A 17894-nucleotide genomic window follows, 5' to 3' on the forward strand; every position below is an offset into this window, starting at 1 on the left:
TTCACTATGATCTCTGTCTCATATTACAAATAAGTGTTTTCTATTTTGCCCGACTCTGTTGCCGAAAAATCTGTTTTAGCTAAATTTGCCCTGATCATTGTGTGTTTGGGATCCATAATTGGCCCTTTGGGTATGGCGTCTGTGAATATCGCCATTCCTGATATGGCAGCTGATTTACACGCTAATGCTAAAATGGTGTCTTGGTTACCTACCTTGTTTATTTTAAGCAGTGTGGTGTTTATGTTACCGGCAGGTAAGTTGGCTGATAACTATGGCCGCAAGCGTATTTATAGTTATGGGTTAGCATTAAATGCTTTTTCGTCTTTAATGTGCGGTGTGAGTGGCAGCATGGAGTGGGTATTGTTTTGGCGCTTTGTGCAGGGGCTTGCGTCTTCAATGATTTTTGCAACGGGCATAGCCATCATTACCTCGGTTACTCCGTCTCATAAGCGCGGTGCAGCGCTGGGTATGGCATCAGCGTGTATTTATATTGGCTTAACTATCGCACCAGCCGTAGGGGGCTGGTTGACTGAGTTGTGGGGGTGGCGTTCGGTATTTTTGTTTCAAGTGCCCATAGTCATAGCGTTATTGGTGTTAATTAAGATGCGCTTAAGTGGTGAGTGGAAAAACGATGACAAAACCAAGTTTGACTGGTGGGGAACTGGCATTTTTGCTTTGTTTGCAAGTTCGCTCGTATATGGCCTTAGTATACTGCCGCAAATCTTAGGCGTTGGCATGCTTGTATTGTCTGCTGCAAGTCTAGGTATGTTTGTGCTACATCAAAGTCGCAGCCGCAAGCCTCTTATACGAGTACAAATGTTTCGCGATAGTCGGGTGTTTTCTATGTCTTTGTCTACCTCGCTATTAATGTATGCCAGTAACTTTCCCTTGGTATTTTTAATAAGTTTATATTTGCAGTATGTGAAGGGTTTCACACCTTCTCATGCTGGTCAGATAATATTGCTGCAAGCTTTATCAATGGCGATATTGGCACCAATTTCTGGAAAGTTAGCAGATAAGCTCGAAGCCAGGCTTATCTCGACATTAGGTTGTGTCATTGTGGGGATAGGGTTAGCTGTACTGAGTATGATTAGCACTGAAACTAGTATTCTGTATATTGCTATTTCGCTATTATTGATAGGAATTGGATTTGGGTTGTTTTCTACTCCTAATAATAATGCCATTATGGGGGCTGTGAAGCCTGATGAAGTTGGGGTAGCGTCTGCTTCTTTAAACTTGTCACGAACTATTGGTAATCTGTTTGGTATGAGTTTGGTTAACTTGATGGTGCATTTTTATATTGGTGATGCACAGTTTAGTGCTGAGCAAAATCCTGCTTTGATTGAAACTTTTGATATGGCTTTGATGATGTCTCTTAGCTTTGTTTTAGTAGCTAGTGTCTTGTCAGCTTTACGAGGTAAATCAGGAGCTTAAAACATAATTTCAGGTTTCTTATGTTGTCAGCTGATTGATGTATTGGAGTGAACGTAGATATGAAAATTTTGGTTTTTTTGGGAACGGTTCGTGATAGTACCCCACCTAAACCGGCTCGATTGGGTGTCCGTGTTGCGAATGCGTGTATGGAGTGTTTTCGTATTGATTACTCTCAGTTAGACGTCGAACTAATTGATGCCCTTGATTACCCCTTGGACACTGTTTTTAAGCCTCACTTTGCTTATTCAAAAGGCAGGGCGCCTGAACAATTAGACGAGCTTGCTCAAAAGATTGCAAAGGTAGATGGCTTTGTGATGATTAGCCCTGAGTACAACCATACAATGAGTCCAGTATTGGCGAATCTTTTGAATCATTTTGGTAGCTCACTGTTTTCATATAAACCTAGTGCCATAGTGACATACTCAGCTGGGCAGTGGGGGGGCATGCGGGCTGCTGTGGGAATGCGTACTTTTTTGGCTGAACTGGGGTGTTTATCTGTGTCTGCTATGGTCCATGTGCCTAATGCACAACAAGTTTTTACTGAAGACGGAGCGATGCAGGTTGGTGAAAGCCAAACAGATTGGTTTACTTATTTTGGACGTACTTTTAAGCAACTTACTTGGTGGGCAGCCGCTACTCAAAAATATAGAGATGAAGTAGATCCTCATACTATGCTTAAAGGTTTTAAGATGGATCCAAAACAAAGAAATGCCCCCTAATTTAGGATTACCATAGAATCTGATTTTACATTGATTTTTAAGGTTATTTTGTAAGTTAATGAAATGTTGTTAATATGTGTTGCTTTTTACATTTCGGCGGTAAATGCCGGAAAACGAATGAGAATTGGAATTTGAAACATGCTGCATGACTGCAATTTGTGCCAATGGGTTGTTGGCTTATCTGTATTGACTAGAAACTTGACTAGCAAACACTTGGTGTCTTTTAGTCGCATACCTCTATTGGGTTTGTTGTTTTGTACTTTTTTATTGAATTCGATCGAGGTTTTATCTCAACAGAATAATGAGCAAACCAGTATTGTTGGGAGTGAATATGAGGGCCTTTCTGATGCTGAGCTTCTTGAGATGGCTGAGTATTTTGAAGACAGTGATGTGAATTTAAGCCAGCAATTAGCAATTAAAGCTCTGAACAAATCCATAGAAAATAACGATCCTATTTTGAGTGCTAAGACACATAGGTTTTTGGGCAATTTTGCTGAAAACGCAAATGACTTTGAGTTAGCCGCCAGCCATTTTTTAAAAGGGTCGCTCATATATAAAGAAGAGGAGCATCAAGAAAATTTTATCAAAATGTCTCTTTATTACACCAAGGCTTTGTTAAAACAAAAGCTTTATACGGAAGCCGTAGATGTCATCACTGAGCTTTTACCCATATCATTAGAATATGGTGATGAGCCACTTATTGGGCGCTCTTTGATACTGCAGGGTGATGGATTATACAAGAGTAAACGTTATGAGGATGCAATTGCAGCATACTCAGAAGCTACAGCCTATCTCACTGGACATGATGAGGTCATACAGAAGTTTCTTGGAAATACTTATAAACAACTTGCCCAGTCTTATAAGCGTTTAAAAAATAGAGAAAAAACTGCTCTTTATTATAAAAAAACGTTGGACGTTTATACTGCTTTACGTGACCAAAGGTTAATTGCACGAACTTTAAATACATTGGCTGAAGCAGAGCGTTATTTAGGTCATTATGTTATCGCTTTAGAGTACTCAATTCGCGGTATAGAGCTTCATAAATTACTTGATGATCCAGAGGGGCGAGCAAAGGCTTTAACTGGCGCTGGAATAATATACAGATATATTGGACGCTATCAAAAGTCTTTAAAACATATTCACGAAGCTCACCTGTATTATAAAAAAGTGGGGGATAATAGCGGTTTAGCTAAGACCTCTAATCAAATGGGGCTTATATATACTAGGCTAAAACAATTTGCTCAAGCGCGTTCGTTTTATCAACTAACCGTTGACCTGCCCAGAGCGGAAATAGATGCTAATACCTTATCAACAGCCCTAAGAGAACTTGCTGTAATTGACTTAAATAACGGAGATTATGAAACTGCGTTAACTATGGCAGAAAAAGCTCTTAACACCTACCAAGCTGAAAATGACAGAAGTAAACAAGCTTTAGCTTTACGTATTATTGGGAATATTTATCGAGATGCGGGTGACCAGACCCGTTCGATTCACTTTTACAGACAGTCTCTAAGTACGGCATCTGAGATAGGTAGTAAAATATATGAAGCTAAAGCGAAAACAGCTTTAGCTGGGGTCTTAATTGGTGAAAACACAGATGAGGCCATAAGCCTACTCATAGAAGCAGTTGCAACCTCAGAAGAAATAAATAATAAACTTCAGATGTTATACGCCTACCGCTTGTTAATTGAAGCTGAAAAGGTAAAGGGAAATATTGCATCGGCATTAGACTACGCAGAAAAAGAAATTGCTTTAAGCCTCCTTATTCAAGAAGAAAATGAAAGCAATGAGCTGGTGTTACAAAAAGCTAGTTTGTATTCCCATAAAATGGAAATTGAGTTGGAATCTCTGAGAGAGAAGGCAAAGTTAGATAAATTAGAGTTAGAGAGAAAAAACCATGAAATAGAAATAGCTGGGCAAGCTCAGAAAATTTCAGAGTTAGAACTCGTAAAGAATCAATATGCAAGTATCGCTCTAGTGGCATTATTAATTGTTTGTTTATTTATAGTTTTAGCTATTTATAGGCGCTTTAATGATTCCAAAAAACGTAACAGAGAGTTAGATTATTTAGCCGCACGTGATCCTCTTACCAACTGTTACAATCGACGGGTTTTATTTGAGCTTATGAGTCGTGACTTTGCGAGTTTAGAGCCTTTAAATGAGTATTGTGTGATTATGATAGATATCGATCATTTTAAGAGAGTAAATGATACTTATGGGCACAGTATTGGAGATGAAGTGATTCGTGGTGTTGGCGACTTATTACAAAATGCTGTAAGGCAAAATGATATTGTTGCTCGATATGGCGGTGAAGAATTTTGTGTTGTACTACCAAGCGCTTCACAGCACCAAGCTATGCGTATATCTGAAACTATTCGTTCACAAATCGAAATCACAAGGTTTGAAAATATAGCTATCACAGCTAGTTTAGGGGTTTCATCCATTAAATTTAAAGCAAAAAGCCCTTCTGAGTTAATTAACCAGGCAGATGTTGCCTTGTTTCGATCTAAATCTTTAGGCCGTAACCAAGTAACATTTTGGGACGAGTCTTTAACAGAATGATACTGATGAAATGTCGTTATTTTTGTCAGCCTATGTGTAAGGGCGGGCTATATGGCTGATGCTAATACAGTTATTGTGCTAGATTTTGAAACCACGGGTTTGTCACCTGACTACGGCGATAGGGCCATAGAAATAGGTGCTGTGAAGATTGAGTCTGGGGAGATAGTTGAGCGCTTTCAAGGATTAATGAACCCGGGTAAACCTATTAGTTCTTTTATTGAAAATTATACGGGTATCAACAACTTTATGCTCAAGGGCGCGCCACCTTGTGAGGATGTTATGGCGCAGTTTGCAGATTTTATTGCCGGTTATAATTTAGTTGCCCATAATGCATCCTTTGATAAACGCTTTTTGGATGCTGAGTTTGCAGCTATTTCTGAGTCTTATTCTGGGCAGTTTTCATGTTCTATGTTGATGGCTAGGCGTATATATCAAGACGCGCCCAATCATAAATTGTCATCTTTAATTAGTTATACAGGTATTGAGTCACAGGGAGGGTTTCACCGGGCTTTATATGATGCGGAAATGACAGCCAAATTTTGGTTGGTGATGTTGGCAGATATGGAGCAGCAATATGGTATGTCGTCGATCCCTTTTTCATTAACCCAAAAGCTTACTAAAACTCCCAAGCATCAGGTTGCTAGGCTAATGCACAGTGAAAAGGCTAGGATATATCCTCAGTAGTCGTGTTAATCAGAATTATTTTTAGTTTTATATATTAGACTTCCATTCGCCACAAAACTGCAATTATTCCGTTATAAATATGTCATACAGGGTCTTTATGATACCAACAAATTACTTTTTTTATTTATAGGTATTATGTTGCAACCTTTATCCCGACGTCACTTTTTATCCTTATCTGCTACCTCAATCGGTAGCATGGTTTTATCTACTAGTTTAACAGGATGCGCTATTTCAAGTGCCAAAACAGATGACTTAAGTGATGTAGAGTTTAGCCACGGTGTCGCCAGTGGTGATCCTTTGCAAGGCTCTGTGATTTTATGGACTCGGGCATTACCCCATGACGGTGCAGTTTCTGCTCGCTTGGTTTGGGAGCTAGCAACCGATAAAAACTTTACGAATATTGTACGCTCTGGGCTGGTGGATTCTTCTGAGTCTAGAGATTATACGGTGAAAGTAGATGTACAAGAGTTAAACCCTGCTACTGAGTATTTCTATCGCTTTAAAGGTAGTCAGCAAGTCAGTATGACAGGCCGCACAAAAACCTTACCCTCAACTAACCCAGAGCAGATCAAGTTTGTTGTGGTGTCATGTTCTAATTACCCTGCAGGATACTTTAATGCTTATCAAGAAGCTGCCAATACTCCTGATTTAGACGCGATATTGCACTTAGGTGATTACATCTATGAATATGATGCTAAAGGTTATGCAACACAGCGAGCAGCCGAGATAGGGCGAGAGTTTGCTGCTGATAACCTTGGTGAGCTACTTACCCTTGAGGACTACCGCAACCGATATGCCATTTATCGCACTGACAAAGGCTTGAATGCGTTGCATGCTGCGGCACCATTTATTGCTGTGTGGGATGATCACGAAATCATGAACGACACTTGGTCGGGTGGGGGAGAAAACCATAATCCTGGCGAAGGTGACTTTTATGAGCGCCGCGCTGCGGCAATTCAGGCTTATTACGAATGGTTACCTATCAGGCCGCCTAAAGGGGATTTACAACCTCATATTTATCGTACCTTTGATTTTGCTAACTTGTTGTCATTACACATGTTAGATACGCGAGTGATAGGTCGAGATGAACAGCTTGATTACAGTCATTACATCAACAAAGATACCCAACAGATGGATAGCGAAGGCTTCATTGCTGATTTACAGGATAAAAATAGAAGTTTACTCGGTAAAGCGCAGTTTGATTGGTTGCTTAATTCGTTGAAAACCTCTGACGCAAAATGGCAATTATTAGGACAGCAGGTGTTAATGGGTAAAATGCATATTCCCGGGGCAATGTTGAGCCAGCTTGGTAAGAAGGACTCAGCTGCGTTAATGACAAAATTGACGAGTATAAAAACTAGATTACTCAAAGGTGAAGCTTTAACGCCACAAGAGCAAAGTTTAATTGATACTGTTTTACCCTATAACTTAGATGCATGGGACGGTTACCCAGTTGAAAGAGAAAAACTATATGCCGCTGCTGCTAAATTAGGTAAAAAACTGGTTGTGGTGGCCGGTGATACCCACAATGCGTGGACTAGCCAATTAACTAATAGCAAAGGAGACATTGTAGGGATTGAATTTGCAACACCTGCAGTCACCTCTCCGGGAATTGAAACTTATCTAAAATTAGATGAGCAAGGTGCTAAACAAACCGCACAGGCACTAACCTTATTGATTGATGATTTGCAGTATTGTGATTTGCATCAAAGAGGATATTTGCAGCTTACTGTTACGGAGCAAAATATTGATGCGACTTGGCGTTTTGTCGATAATATTTTGTCTACGGATTATACCACCTCAAATGAGCATCAAGTGAGCTATCCAGCCTAAGTGCGGCTAAGAGCAATAAAAAAAGGGAGTCAATTGACTCCCTTTTTTGTCAGCTTGTTAAATTCTACTGAAGGGCAATAGATGCCATCTTCATGGTGCTTTCGAAGGACTCTGCTCCGGCAATAAATAACCCATTATGACAAAACATAGCATCAGCAATACCAGTGGCTTGCTGTAATGCTTCATCTGATAAGCCTGCCCATTCTTTTGGTAGGGACTTTCTGTTTTCAAAAGAGCCTGGTTCAACAGGTACTGTTTGGATTCTCCATTGGCCCGTATCTGACGGATAAATAACATACAGCGCTTGCTTTGATAGGGCATGAACTGTTTTTTTCCAAGGGGTGTATTTTTCTAACACAATTACCCGTGGGTCTGCGGCGTTTGCAATGGCTTCGGCCACGATAGACTTGGCATTAATCCCGCCACTTGCTGCTGCAATAAAGCGCTTTAAGATGCGAGATGCAAAGGCAACGGCTTCATTAAAGCAGTCGTCATACTGACTGTCTTCTTGCCACGTGGGGTTGAACATTGAAATGGTTTGGCTAAGGCTAATACCTTCTGACACACCTTCTGTGTAACCACAATCTATAGCATCAATAGTTGAGACTAGCCCTGCATCAATGGCGTCGGCCACTTCTTGGTCTCCTTCGCAAAGTGCTAAGCCGTATTTTTGCCAAATTAAACCAAAGGACGAAAAGGGGATGCCATTTTCACGGGCGCCTGCGCCCCCTCGTTGATGGTGGTCAAACCGCCCTGCATCTGGATCATATTCTCTGCCTACATCTATTACGATATCGGCCTTGGCTATGACGTCTTTGTTACGGGTTCGTACAAGGGTAAAGCTTGGGTAAACGTTCTTAAGTGTGGCAACGCTAAATACGTCATCAGCATGAAAATTACCACTGTGGGTAACTATGGTTTTATCTGTCATTGTTGTGTAGCCAAGTAAAAAGGAATAGGACGGTGTAGAGGGACCGTTTCATTTAGGATGTTATTTACTAATAAAAATCACTAGGGCGATTTTATACGAAAAACACAGTTAAAAGCAGTGAGTCATAATGAATTTGTAAAAAACAATTAGTTTTGGTGAATAAATTGCTCGGATCTATGAGTTAAATTAAACGGTGCAAGATACTTCATAAACGTGCAGGGTTGTTTTTACAACCTGATTAGGATCAGCCGCTGAACTCGATAGCATGATCCCTTCAGCTAATAGCTGTATATTTGTGGCTAGGGTTTCGCAGTCTAAGCCTATTTTTTTGAGGCAAAGCTGTCCGTCTTTGGTAGCTCGCTGCAAACGTGTTTGAATAGCATGTCTTGTTTTTATGCGGTTGTGCTCTAGTAAATCGTGACAATGAGAATGACCTGCGAGGATTAAGTCTGACTTGATCATCGCATTAGGAATGTTGTCGAAGACTTCTGTGCAGCGTCTTGCTAAAAACTCGTAGGTGTCATTCCAAAATAACCCGGTTTTATTGGTATATTCTTGAATTTCAGTGTCTTTTTCTAATAGGTAATTTTCTAAAGTGGCTCTAAATAACACCTCCTTTGAAGAAAACTGCTTATGAATTGTCACTCTCGATACCCCAGAGTAACGGCTGATCATGGCAATACTGGTTGCGCTGTATCCATGTAGAAAGAAGCATTCTTTGGCGGTATCAAATATTTTTCGGGTACTTTTTAGCATTTATCTCAGCCTTAATTTCAGGACGCTAGTTTACCTGAATCAGTTTATTTTTCAATTAGGTTTACACTTAGTGTTAATGTGTTAATATCGCGCCAAGTTAGTTGATGTGCAATTGGCGTAATTTTTTGGAGAGTAGGATGAAACAGTGGATCTTTATAGGTCTGATAATATTGTGTCAGAGTTGTAGTGAGTCGGAGGTTGTTGAAGTAAAAGAAGAGCCGGTTGTGGTGCAAACTTTTACTGTGGTTGAGAAACCAAGTAATGATATCTATGAATTTCCTGCTGTTGTTTCTGCTGTCAAAAATGTGGAGCTCAGATTTGAAGTGGCAGGACGCTTGATTGCTACGGATTTAGTGAAAGGTCGAAAAGTTGAAAAAGGTCAGGTATTGGCTCAAATTGATCCTGCTCCTTATGAGCGCAAAGTAAAAGATAGAGAAGCTAGACATGAGCTAGCCACTAATGATTTGAAACGAATTGAGGCGCTTTATAAAACGGGTGGGGTTTCGCCTAGTGCTTACGATAATGCCAAAACTCAATTCGAAACTACTCTGTTAGACCTTAATAATGCCAAGCAGGATTTAAGTTATACCAAAGTTACCGCACCATTTGATGGTTTTGTATCTGACAGATATGTTGAAAACGACAGTTATGTCCAAGTGGGGCTGTCTATAGCCACTATTCAAGATCGTTCAAGTTTGTACTTTTCGTTTGATGTGCCAGAACGAGTAATGACCTTGAATAATGGCAATAAAGACGTTTTGGCAACGGCTCGTATCATAGGTGTTGAAGATCAAATTTATACTATTCATTACGTAGAACACGAAGCTACACCTGACCCTATTACTCAGACTTACAATGTTACCTTTGCTATCGATAACGCCAAAGAGACGTTATTCATTCCTGGATCTAGGGCCATGGTCACAATTGAAACTAAGGTTGGCAAAGCTGATGTTATTGCGGTGCCTGTATCGGCAGTATTTGGTGATATTGAGTCGGGGTTTGCTGTGTGGTGGTATGACGAAGCACAGAGTAGAGTGACTAAAAAGACGGTTACTGTTAATGGAATTTTCGATAAATACGTTCTAATTGGTAATGGATTAGCAGCAGGTGACAAAATTGTATCTGCGGGTATCACTAATATGCGAGATAACTTACTCGTACGTGAGTATAAGGTAGCGCCATAATGGATATCGCTCGTTATTCTCTTACTAGGCCCGTCAATATATGGTTACTGGCCATAGTGTGTGTTATTGGCGGCTTGATCGCCCTTGGAAGTATCGGTCGATTAGAAGATCCCGCTTTTACTATTAAACAGTCAATGATAATGACTTATTATCCTGGGGCGAATGCAGAAAAAGTTGAAAAAGAATTAACTGAACAAATTGAGATTGCGTTACAGAAAATGCCGCAGTTGAAGCGTTTGGTTTCAACTAGTAAACCCGGTGTATCGCAAATTAGAGTTGAAGTACTTTCAACATACGATACTGAAGAGTTACCCCAAATTTGGGATGAGTTGAGAAAGCGACTACGAGACCTAAACTCCTCTTTACCAATTGGTACGTCTACGCCTTTGGTTATTGATGATTTTGGTGATGTGTACGGATTATATTATGCGCTGACTGCACCTGACTTTTCTCCCTATCAAATTAGAGAGTTTTCTCGGGTTATTCGCAGAGAGTTATTGACTATTGATGGCGTAGCAAAAGTTGATGTTAATGGTATTTTAGAAGAAGAAATTGTTGCTACTTTTGATACTTATCAAATAGCTGGATTAGGTCTGTCGTTTCCTGATATTACGCAACTTCTAAATAATAATTTGCAACCTTTTACCGGTGGTAGGTTATTGCTGGAAGGTAAGCAAGTTAGGATTTCCTTAGCTGATTCTACAAATAAAATAGATGAAATAGGAAATCTATCTATTGTTTTACCCGGAAATAATGCTTCTATAAAGCTACGGGATATTGCCGAAATTAGCATCCAGCCTGTAGAAATTCCCCAAAGTATCATGCGATACAACGGCAAAGATGCTACTACATTTGCAGTGTCAGCTAAGTTTGACGTAAATATTGTAGATGTTGGGAAAAAAGTAAATCAAAAGGTTGAAGAGCTAATGAAGTCTCTTCCAGCTGGCATAGTTGTTGAGCCTTTGTATGACCAAGCGGGAATTGTAGAAGAGGCCGTAGATGGTTTCATTCTCAATCTAGAAGTGTCCGTGTTAGTCGTAACCTTAGCTTTATGTATTTTTATGGGGTGGCGCTCCGGTGTAGTAGTTGGGGTAACCTTACTTATTACTGTACTTGGAACAGTATTATTGATGTGGCTGAGTGAGCTACGTTTACAACGCATATCTTTAGGTGCAATGGTTATTGCCATGGGGATGCTAGTGGATAATGCCATAGTGGTAGCCGAAGGTATGATGATGCGCATGGCCAAAGGTAAATCGGCTATGGAAGCGGCTAGTTTTATTGTGAAGCGAACCCAGTGGCCTTTATTAGGTGCTACCGTAATCGGCATTATGGCGTTTTCTGGAATTGGATTATCCAATGATGCTACCGGCGAATTTTTGTTTTCACTTTTTGCTGTGGTATTGATTTCTTTATTACTTAGCTGGGTGTTTGCTGTGACATTGACCCCATTATTAGGTAAATATTTCTATAAAGTTGGCGAAGAAGTTACCACAGAACCTAAGTTATCAATTTTGTCTAAGGGCTATTTGAGCTTTTTAAAATTAGCCTTACGTTTTAGATGGGTGAGCTTGGCAGTATTAATTATTATTACCATAACCGCTTACGCTAGTTTTGGAATGATAAAACAAGGTTTCTTCCCTCCTTCAAATGCGCCGGTGTTTTTTATTAACTATTGGAGCCCTCAAGACAGAGATATTCGGGAAACAGAAATTAATATGATAGAAGGTGAAAAAATCATATTAGCTGATGACAGTGTTTCTTCGGTTGCTACTTTTGTGGGGCGCGGTGCTGAGCGATTTACCTTGTTGTATAGCCCTGAATTACCAAATGAAAGTTATGGGCTGTTTTTGGTTAGGGTTGAAAACGCAGAAGATATTCCAGCGACCGCCGAGGCATTAACTAAAAAGCTACAGGCTGTAGATCCAGAGGGGCGTTATTATGTGAAGGTGATTCAGTTTGGTCCTTCCGCTGAAGCTAAGTTGCAGGTTAGATTTTCGGGCCCGGATCCAGAAGTTTTACGAGACCTCGCTGCCCAAGCTAAAGATGTTTACATTGATGATCCTAGTATTGGTAATGTTAGGGATAATTGGAGAGAAAAAGGCTTTATTCTAACTCCTCAGTACGATGAAATTACTGCTGGATTAGCCGGTGTATCAAGGTTAGATTTCTCAGAGGCAATTCAATTTGCTAGTAGTGGCTTACAAATTGGGCAATTGCAGTTTGGAGACTATTTGTATCCGATTATTGCTAAGAGTCGCATGCAAACTGAACCTGATTTATCAGACATACAAAATAGTATGGTCTGGAGTAGCAGCCAAAGGCGATATATTCCGTTTCAACAGGTATCTAGTGGTATTAAGTATGAAAGCGAAGAGCTGTTAATTCAAAGAAGGGATCGTGTACGTACCATTAGTATATCCGCTGAGCCTGGGGCAAATGAAACCGCAGGTGCTGCTTTTGCCAGAGTAAAACAACAACTAGAAGATATTGATTTACCTGTTGGTTATTCTCTGGAGTATGGCGGTGAGTATGAAACCGCTAACGATGCCCAAAAAGCATTAGGTGCCGGTTTGCCATTAGGATTTCTGGTGATGTTTTTAATTAGTGTGGTGTTGTTTGGCCGAGTACGCCAACCGTTAATCATTTGGTTAATCGTACCTATGGCCATAGTCGGTGTGGTGGCAGGTTTATTGACTGCGGATATGCCGTTTGGGTTCATGTCTTTGTTAGGTTTCTTAAGCTTGTTTGGCATGCTGATTAAAAACGCCATAGTGCTATTAGAAGAGATCGATTTACAAATTGGTGAGGGAAAAGAGCCATTACATGGCTTGATTGAAGCGAGTGTGAGTCGTTTACGTCCCGTCGCGTTAGCTGCGATTACGACCATTTTAGGGGTGATGCCGTTATTGTTTGACCCGTTCTTTGCTGATATGTCGGTCACTATTATGGGAGGTCTAGCCTTCGCAACCTTGTTAACTCTAGTTGCTGTACCGGTATTTTATAGCTTGTTTTACCGGATACCTTTTAGAAAAGCTTATTAAGCATTAATTATTGTTTTAATATCTTCAGGCTGGCGTAGACTTTGTGGTTTACGCCAGCACTCAAATCTAAGTTTGTAGTGGCAGTTAAATCCTAGCTTGTTTGATAAATTACCTACGTTTGGTTTTAGGTACATAATTTAAAATAGAAACGGGGACTGTTTTTTTAACATCAAATCCTTCAAAAGTTTTTCTGGTTATCACATGGCCAAGACGACTTTCGATAGCACACAGGTTTCTAAAGTTATCTTTAGCTACAAATGAGATGGCTTCACCCATTGCTCCAGCTCTGCCTGTTCTGCCAATTCTATGAATATAATCTTCAACTTGGTCAGGTAAGTCATAATTTACGACCCGTGATAGGTTTTCAATATCTAATCCACGGGATGCGACACCAGTGGCGACTAAAAATTTAATTTTTCCAGATTTAAAGCCCACTAATATATTCTCTCGGACTGCTTGGGTTCTGTCACCATGAATACTTTCTGCTGTAATACCTCGCTTTGCTAATTGACTCACTAATTTAGCGGCACCTTGTTTGGTTTCAATAAAAATAAGGGCTTGGTCCCATTCTTGTTCTTTAATGAGATGGCTTAATAAAGCTGATTTATTACCTTTATCAACCGTTACTAACCATTGTTCAATTTTAGCTGCGGTGGTTTTGTCTTGCTTAATGGATATTTCAATAGGGTTGTAGATAGAACGTTTGGCTAATGCGTGTACTTCGCTAGAAATAGTCGCAGAGAAAAGCAGGTTTTGACGATCTTCTGGCAGGCGTTCAATAATCTTATTTAAGTCGCCAATAAACCCCATATCCAGCATTCGATCGGCTTCGTCTAGAACTAAAACTTCAAGTTCATCAAAATGTAGTGAACGTTGATGAGCAAGGTCTAAGAGACGGCCAGGTGTCGCTATAAGTACGTCAATGCCGTTAATTAAGCGCTGCTTTTGTTCAGATGAATCAACCCCTCCATACATCGCCATGGTGCTTAGGCATATATCTTGACCATAGGCAATAAAACTCTTTTCAACTTGCACTGCTAGCTCGCGAGTAGGGACTAGAATAAGCGCACGAATACGTTTACCCCTCAACTTACGTTCAGTATCAAGCATTTGAAGAATCGGTAAGGCAAAACTTGCTGTTTTACCTGTGCCCGTTTGTGCCGCAGCTATCAAGTTTTCTCCTGATAAGATAACGGGAATGGCTTTTTCTTGAATAGGAGTAGGCAGTGTGTAACCTAAATCAGTTATTGTTTTTAGAATAGTTTCTGATAACTGTAATGCTGAAAATGACATGTTTTGCCTTATAAATATAATTTGCTACTAAAGTTTTCTTGCTAAGAATATAGTGGGTTGTTTGCCTTTTTTCGAACCGGCTTGGACATTACGTGTATCCACTCTAAACCCTATTTTTTTTAAACGTAGCGTAAATAAATAGTCAGCCTCGGGAGCCAAAATGGCTAGCATGCCATTCGGGCCTAATGTGTCGTAACTATCTTTGAGTCCATCTTCAGAATAAATCGAATTATTATCTGTTGGGTGAAGACTTTTTGGAGCATGACTCACTTTTAGTAAAATGGCATCGTATGTGGGTTTTCTGGTGCTTAATAATTCTTTTGCATCACCAATATGAACATTCGTGCGGGGGTCTTGTAGTGGGTTGCCCGCACATTGTCCTAAAAGGCCTTTATTCCATTCGACAACTTCAGGTGTTAACTCAGAAACTGTCACTTGAGAGTCAGAGTTTATCGCTTTTAGGGCGGCTGTTAGGGTATATCCCATAGCTAAACCTGTAACCAAGACATGTGCGTCGTGGTGAGGTTTAATATGCGCGCAACCTACTTGAGCCAGTACTTTATCTGAATTATATACTCAGCTATCTATTAGTTCGCCACGTTTACCTGTCTTCTTTATTGTGAATTCACCACCACGCTGGGAGAGTTTTAATTCACCGCCATCGTTAGGGATTTTTGCTGTGTCTACAAGAGACCATGGAATCATAATGTGGGCCTAATAAATCTGTATGCTGTAGATATTGTGTAAACGCATTCTTTACCATAAGCCGTGAGGTGTGAGCCGTTGATTTCGAAGCTTGGGTGTTGCTATTCTAATATTTATTAGTTTGTAAGCGTATTCGTCATAATCGGCTATTTAGCAGAGAGTTAAACGATATGTTGCTGAATATTGAAAAGGCACCAATGTTGGTGCCTTTGTATAGGTTTAGTGCTTGTGGTGTAACTTAGTTACCAAAAGACATGGAGAAGTCTATACCTACAAATCTAGGCGGCCCTGCTACAAAGGTTGGGTTTCCGAAACTGCCGCCAGTATTACCCGCATCGACTAAATACTCTTTGTCGAACAAATTACTCGCGTATAAACTCAGGTTCCAGCCACTCTCTTGATTAGCAATACCAATTCTAGCGTTAACTAAACTGATTGCGTCTTCGCTGATATCTAAACCTGAAATAGGGGCGTTATCTGGTTCAAAGTATATGTCTGAGCGATAACTGTATATCAAAGAGCCCGTCAAACTATAGTTGTCTGACAACTCTTGATAGTAAGACACTCCAGTACTAGCAGTCCATTCTGGTTGTAACCTAAAACGATTACCCGCTAGTTCGCCATTGGCGCTATCGTCATCGATTGTGGCGTCTATGTAGGCCAAGTTCGCAAATACGTCAAAGTTATCACCCATTAAAGCTCTTACTTCTGACTCGAATCCAAAGTTTGTTGCAGAGCCAGCATTGGCTGTAAAGAAGTTACCTGCATCGTCTTGTTGGGTCACTTGAAAATCAGAGTAGTCTTGATAATAGACAGATGCAGAGTAAGTAACAGAGCGGTTTAGTGCTTGGCCTTTCACGCCTGTTTCTGCATTCCAGATTATCTCTGCTGGGACTAAAGTGACATCTGCCACTACATTGCCATCTTCATCTGTGGTTGAGCTTACATCTAATACTTCTGAACGCCGGCCTTTTGAGATCGTTGCGTAGATATTGGTGTTATCGCTTAGTTTATAAAGCATATTAAAGCGCGGTAACCAGTCGTTAAACTTATCTGTTGCTTCAAGTACTACACCATCGGTATTAACGACTGGTAATAATGGAGCAGGAGCGCCTATTAACGTTAATATGAGTGAATCGGGCGCAACAGAGCTATAACCACTGGTTTTTTCTTCAGAGATATATCGTAAACCGGCAGTGATTTCTAAGTCTTGGGTGAGGGCATAGGTGAAGTCAGCAAAGGCTGATAATGAATCTGTTTCACCAAAGTTACTGAAAACTGCGCTGTATGGAATTTCGGAATAAACACCTTCTGTTAATACGGCGCTAAGTTGATTAACAGAGCCATCTGCATTAATACAAGGTATACCAGTACCTAATGCCCCTAAGCAATTTAAGTATATAGATTCTTCGGTACTAAATGGTACCGCTTGATTACCGTCCTCGGTAAAGTAACTAACACCTGCTATGGTGGTTAGCTTTTCACCTGTGTGTAGTAATCTAAACTCTTGGCTAAATTGATCGCCTTCAGCGTCCTCAGCAAACTCTAAAAACCAAGCTTGAGTACCATCACCATCAAATACTTCTAAGGAGTCAAAGTTTCGTGTTGCTGAAACTGAAGTAAACGTGAGGTTTTCAGACATTAACCATTCAACCGTCAGGTTAAGATCCTCTGTTGTGCGGTTTACACCTAACTTTTCAGCGCCTAGTACTTCAGCAGAGTAGGGGCTACCTGATAACTCAACAAAACTATAAGGGCTAGTATCACCACCTGTTGGTGCATAAAGTCCATTTTTGAATGATGTACCAGAATCTTGGTTTTCTTCATGGGTATAGGTTAAGTCTGCGGTGATTTTTTCCGTAGGTAAAAACCTTAAAGATGCACGATATGCAGTACGCTCAATGGCATGCATATCATCTTGCTGAGTACCATCAGCAGACTGTGAGCCTTCTTCACCTGCTATATTTTTAATGTAACCGTCACGGTCTCGGTAGCTAAATGCAAATCTGCCTTGAAGTGTATCGTTACCACCCGTTACGTAGCCTTTAACTTGTTTCGCTGCAAAATTTCCTGCGCCTATAGTTACCGCTGCAGAAAAGTCTTCTTCTGGTTTGTTTGTAATGACGCTTAACGCACCCACTGAAGCCGCCGTGCCAAACAAAGTAGCTTGAGGACCTTTAACTACTTCAACCCTTTGTATGTCGAACATTTCAAAATATGAACCACGTGAGCGAGAAATATCTGCACCATTGTAATAGATTGAGACGCGGGGTGAGGCTTGTGATGAGCCACTGTCAGAGGTGATACCACGAATAACGAAGCCTGGGTTATTTGGGCTCTGCTCTTGAATAACTAAGCCTGGGGTAATTTCCGATAAAGTATCTAATTCACCCACACCAAGTGAGTCTAGAAAGTCACCATTGTAAGCACTAATACTTGCAGGTACATCTTGTATTGATTGGACTCGTTTCTGAGTTGTAACGGTTATTTGTTCTATTTGTTGGTCGCTGGCTTGTTGTGCATTTACTTGAACGCTCAGTGCTGCACTTATGAGTAAGGACAATTTACTTAGTCTAGGTATGAGTGATTTTGTGTGTGTCATTATTGTGTTTCTCTATTTTTATTAAAGCGGTTTCACCGAAGCAGGCAAACTAAAAGTTTTGTGAGACGTTTCTATGACAGAAAAATGACATTATTATGAATTAACTAATTGTGTTAATTATTTATGATCTATGAAAACTAGGTTTTG

At 40.3% G+C, this 17894-nt stretch carries 11 protein-coding genes and 1 pseudogene; 7 read left to right on the top strand and 5 right to left on the bottom strand.

The window, feature by feature from the left end; all coding sequences use genetic code 11:
- Positions 1-45 precede the first annotated feature (45 nt).
- The 5 genes from ABJE44_RS10340 to ABJE44_RS10360 all read left to right on the top strand — a co-directional run bounded on the left by ABJE44_RS10340 (position 46) and on the right by ABJE44_RS10360 (position 7232).
- On the top strand, positions 46-1434 hold the full coding sequence (locus tag ABJE44_RS10340; RefSeq protein WP_348110625.1) for an MFS transporter: 1389 nt from the start codon (positions 46-48) through the stop codon (positions 1432-1434).
- A gap of 59 nt (positions 1435-1493) precedes the next feature.
- Entirely contained in the window at positions 1494-2153 is a 660-nt protein-coding gene (locus ABJE44_RS10345) for an NAD(P)H-dependent oxidoreductase (RefSeq protein WP_348110627.1), read from the top strand.
- Positions 2154-2291: 138 nt separating this feature from the next.
- Positions 2292-4715, top strand: a complete 2424-nt coding sequence (locus ABJE44_RS10350; RefSeq protein ID WP_348110629.1) for a tetratricopeptide repeat-containing diguanylate cyclase — start codon at positions 2292-2294, stop codon at positions 4713-4715.
- Positions 4716-4766: 51 nt separating this feature from the next.
- On the top strand, positions 4767-5399 hold the full coding sequence (locus ABJE44_RS10355; RefSeq protein ID WP_348110630.1) for a 3'-5' exonuclease: 633 nt from the start codon (positions 4767-4769) through the stop codon (positions 5397-5399).
- Positions 5400-5534: 135 nt separating this feature from the next.
- On the top strand, positions 5535-7232 hold the full coding sequence (locus ABJE44_RS10360; protein ID WP_348110631.1) for an alkaline phosphatase D family protein: 1698 nt from the start codon (positions 5535-5537) through the stop codon (positions 7230-7232).
- A 64-nt stretch (positions 7233-7296) separates the two neighbouring features.
- On the opposite strand, the gene ABJE44_RS10365 is transcribed toward ABJE44_RS10360, so the two are convergent.
- On the bottom strand, positions 7297-8163 hold the full coding sequence (locus ABJE44_RS10365) for an MYG1 family protein (protein ID WP_348110632.1): 867 nt from the start codon (positions 8161-8163) through the stop codon (positions 7297-7299).
- A 186-nt stretch (positions 8164-8349) separates the two neighbouring features.
- The gene (locus tag ABJE44_RS10370; RefSeq protein ID WP_348110633.1) at positions 8350-8919 is read right to left on the bottom strand and encodes a TetR/AcrR family transcriptional regulator; all 570 of its coding nucleotides are present in this window, start codon (positions 8917-8919) and stop codon (positions 8350-8352) included.
- Positions 8920-9056: 137 nt separating this feature from the next.
- Here ABJE44_RS10370 and ABJE44_RS10375 point away from each other — a divergent pair, with 137 nt between their 5' ends.
- Together ABJE44_RS10375 and ABJE44_RS10380 are read left to right on the top strand one after the other, a co-directional pair.
- Positions 9057-10103: an efflux RND transporter periplasmic adaptor subunit gene (locus tag ABJE44_RS10375; protein ID WP_348110634.1), complete on the top strand. Its 1047-nt coding sequence runs from the start codon at positions 9057-9059 to the stop codon at positions 10101-10103.
- Positions 10103-13147, top strand: coding sequence for an efflux RND transporter permease subunit (locus tag ABJE44_RS10380; protein ID WP_348110635.1), 3045 nt, complete (start codon positions 10103-10105; stop codon positions 13145-13147). The genes ABJE44_RS10375 and ABJE44_RS10380 overlap by 1 nt, the downstream gene beginning before the upstream one ends.
- Before the next feature lie 108 nt (positions 13148-13255).
- On the opposite strand, the gene ABJE44_RS10385 is transcribed toward ABJE44_RS10380, so the two are convergent.
- The 3 genes and pseudogenes from ABJE44_RS10385 to ABJE44_RS10395 form a co-directional block, all read right to left on the bottom strand.
- A complete protein-coding gene (locus tag ABJE44_RS10385; RefSeq protein WP_348110636.1) occupies positions 13256-14440 on the bottom strand; it encodes a DEAD/DEAH box helicase in 1185 nt (394 codons plus the stop codon).
- 27 nt (positions 14441-14467) lie between these two features.
- Positions 14468-15145, bottom strand: a pseudogene (locus tag ABJE44_RS10390) (hypothetical protein).
- A 238-nt stretch (positions 15146-15383) separates the two neighbouring features.
- Positions 15384-17747, bottom strand: a complete 2364-nt coding sequence (locus ABJE44_RS10395; protein ID WP_348110637.1) for a TonB-dependent receptor — start codon at positions 17745-17747, stop codon at positions 15384-15386.
- Positions 17748-17894: the final 147 nt, after the last annotated feature.

Source organism: Paraglaciecola sp., assembly GCF_039942875.1.
In the GTDB taxonomy this organism is placed as follows: Bacteria; Pseudomonadota; Gammaproteobacteria; order Enterobacterales; family Alteromonadaceae; genus Paraglaciecola.

Bases quoted from the DNA above. Each gene is read 5' to 3' on its own strand.
- ABJE44_RS10345 (WP_348110627.1), top strand. From the start codon at position 1,494: ATGAAAATTTTGGTTTTTTTGGGAACGGTTCGTGATAGTACCCCACCT.
- ABJE44_RS10350 (WP_348110629.1), top strand. From the start codon at position 2,292: ATGCTGCATGACTGCAATTTGTGCCAATGGGTTGTTGGCTTATCTGTA.
- ABJE44_RS10355 (WP_348110630.1), top strand. From the start codon at position 4,767: ATGGCTGATGCTAATACAGTTATTGTGCTAGATTTTGAAACCACGGGT.
- ABJE44_RS10360 (WP_348110631.1), top strand. From the start codon at position 5,535: ATGTTGCAACCTTTATCCCGACGTCACTTTTTATCCTTATCTGCTACC.
- ABJE44_RS10365 (WP_348110632.1), bottom strand. From the start codon at position 8,163: ATGACAGATAAAACCATAGTTACCCACAGTGGTAATTTTCATGCTGAT.
- ABJE44_RS10370 (WP_348110633.1), bottom strand. From the start codon at position 8,919: ATGCTAAAAAGTACCCGAAAAATATTTGATACCGCCAAAGAATGCTTC.
- ABJE44_RS10375 (WP_348110634.1), top strand. From the start codon at position 9,057: ATGAAACAGTGGATCTTTATAGGTCTGATAATATTGTGTCAGAGTTGT.
- ABJE44_RS10380 (WP_348110635.1), top strand. From the start codon at position 10,103: ATGGATATCGCTCGTTATTCTCTTACTAGGCCCGTCAATATATGGTTA.
- ABJE44_RS10385 (WP_348110636.1), bottom strand. From the start codon at position 14,440: ATGTCATTTTCAGCATTACAGTTATCAGAAACTATTCTAAAAACAATA.
- ABJE44_RS10395 (WP_348110637.1), bottom strand. From the start codon at position 17,747: ATGACACACACAAAATCACTCATACCTAGACTAAGTAAATTGTCCTTA.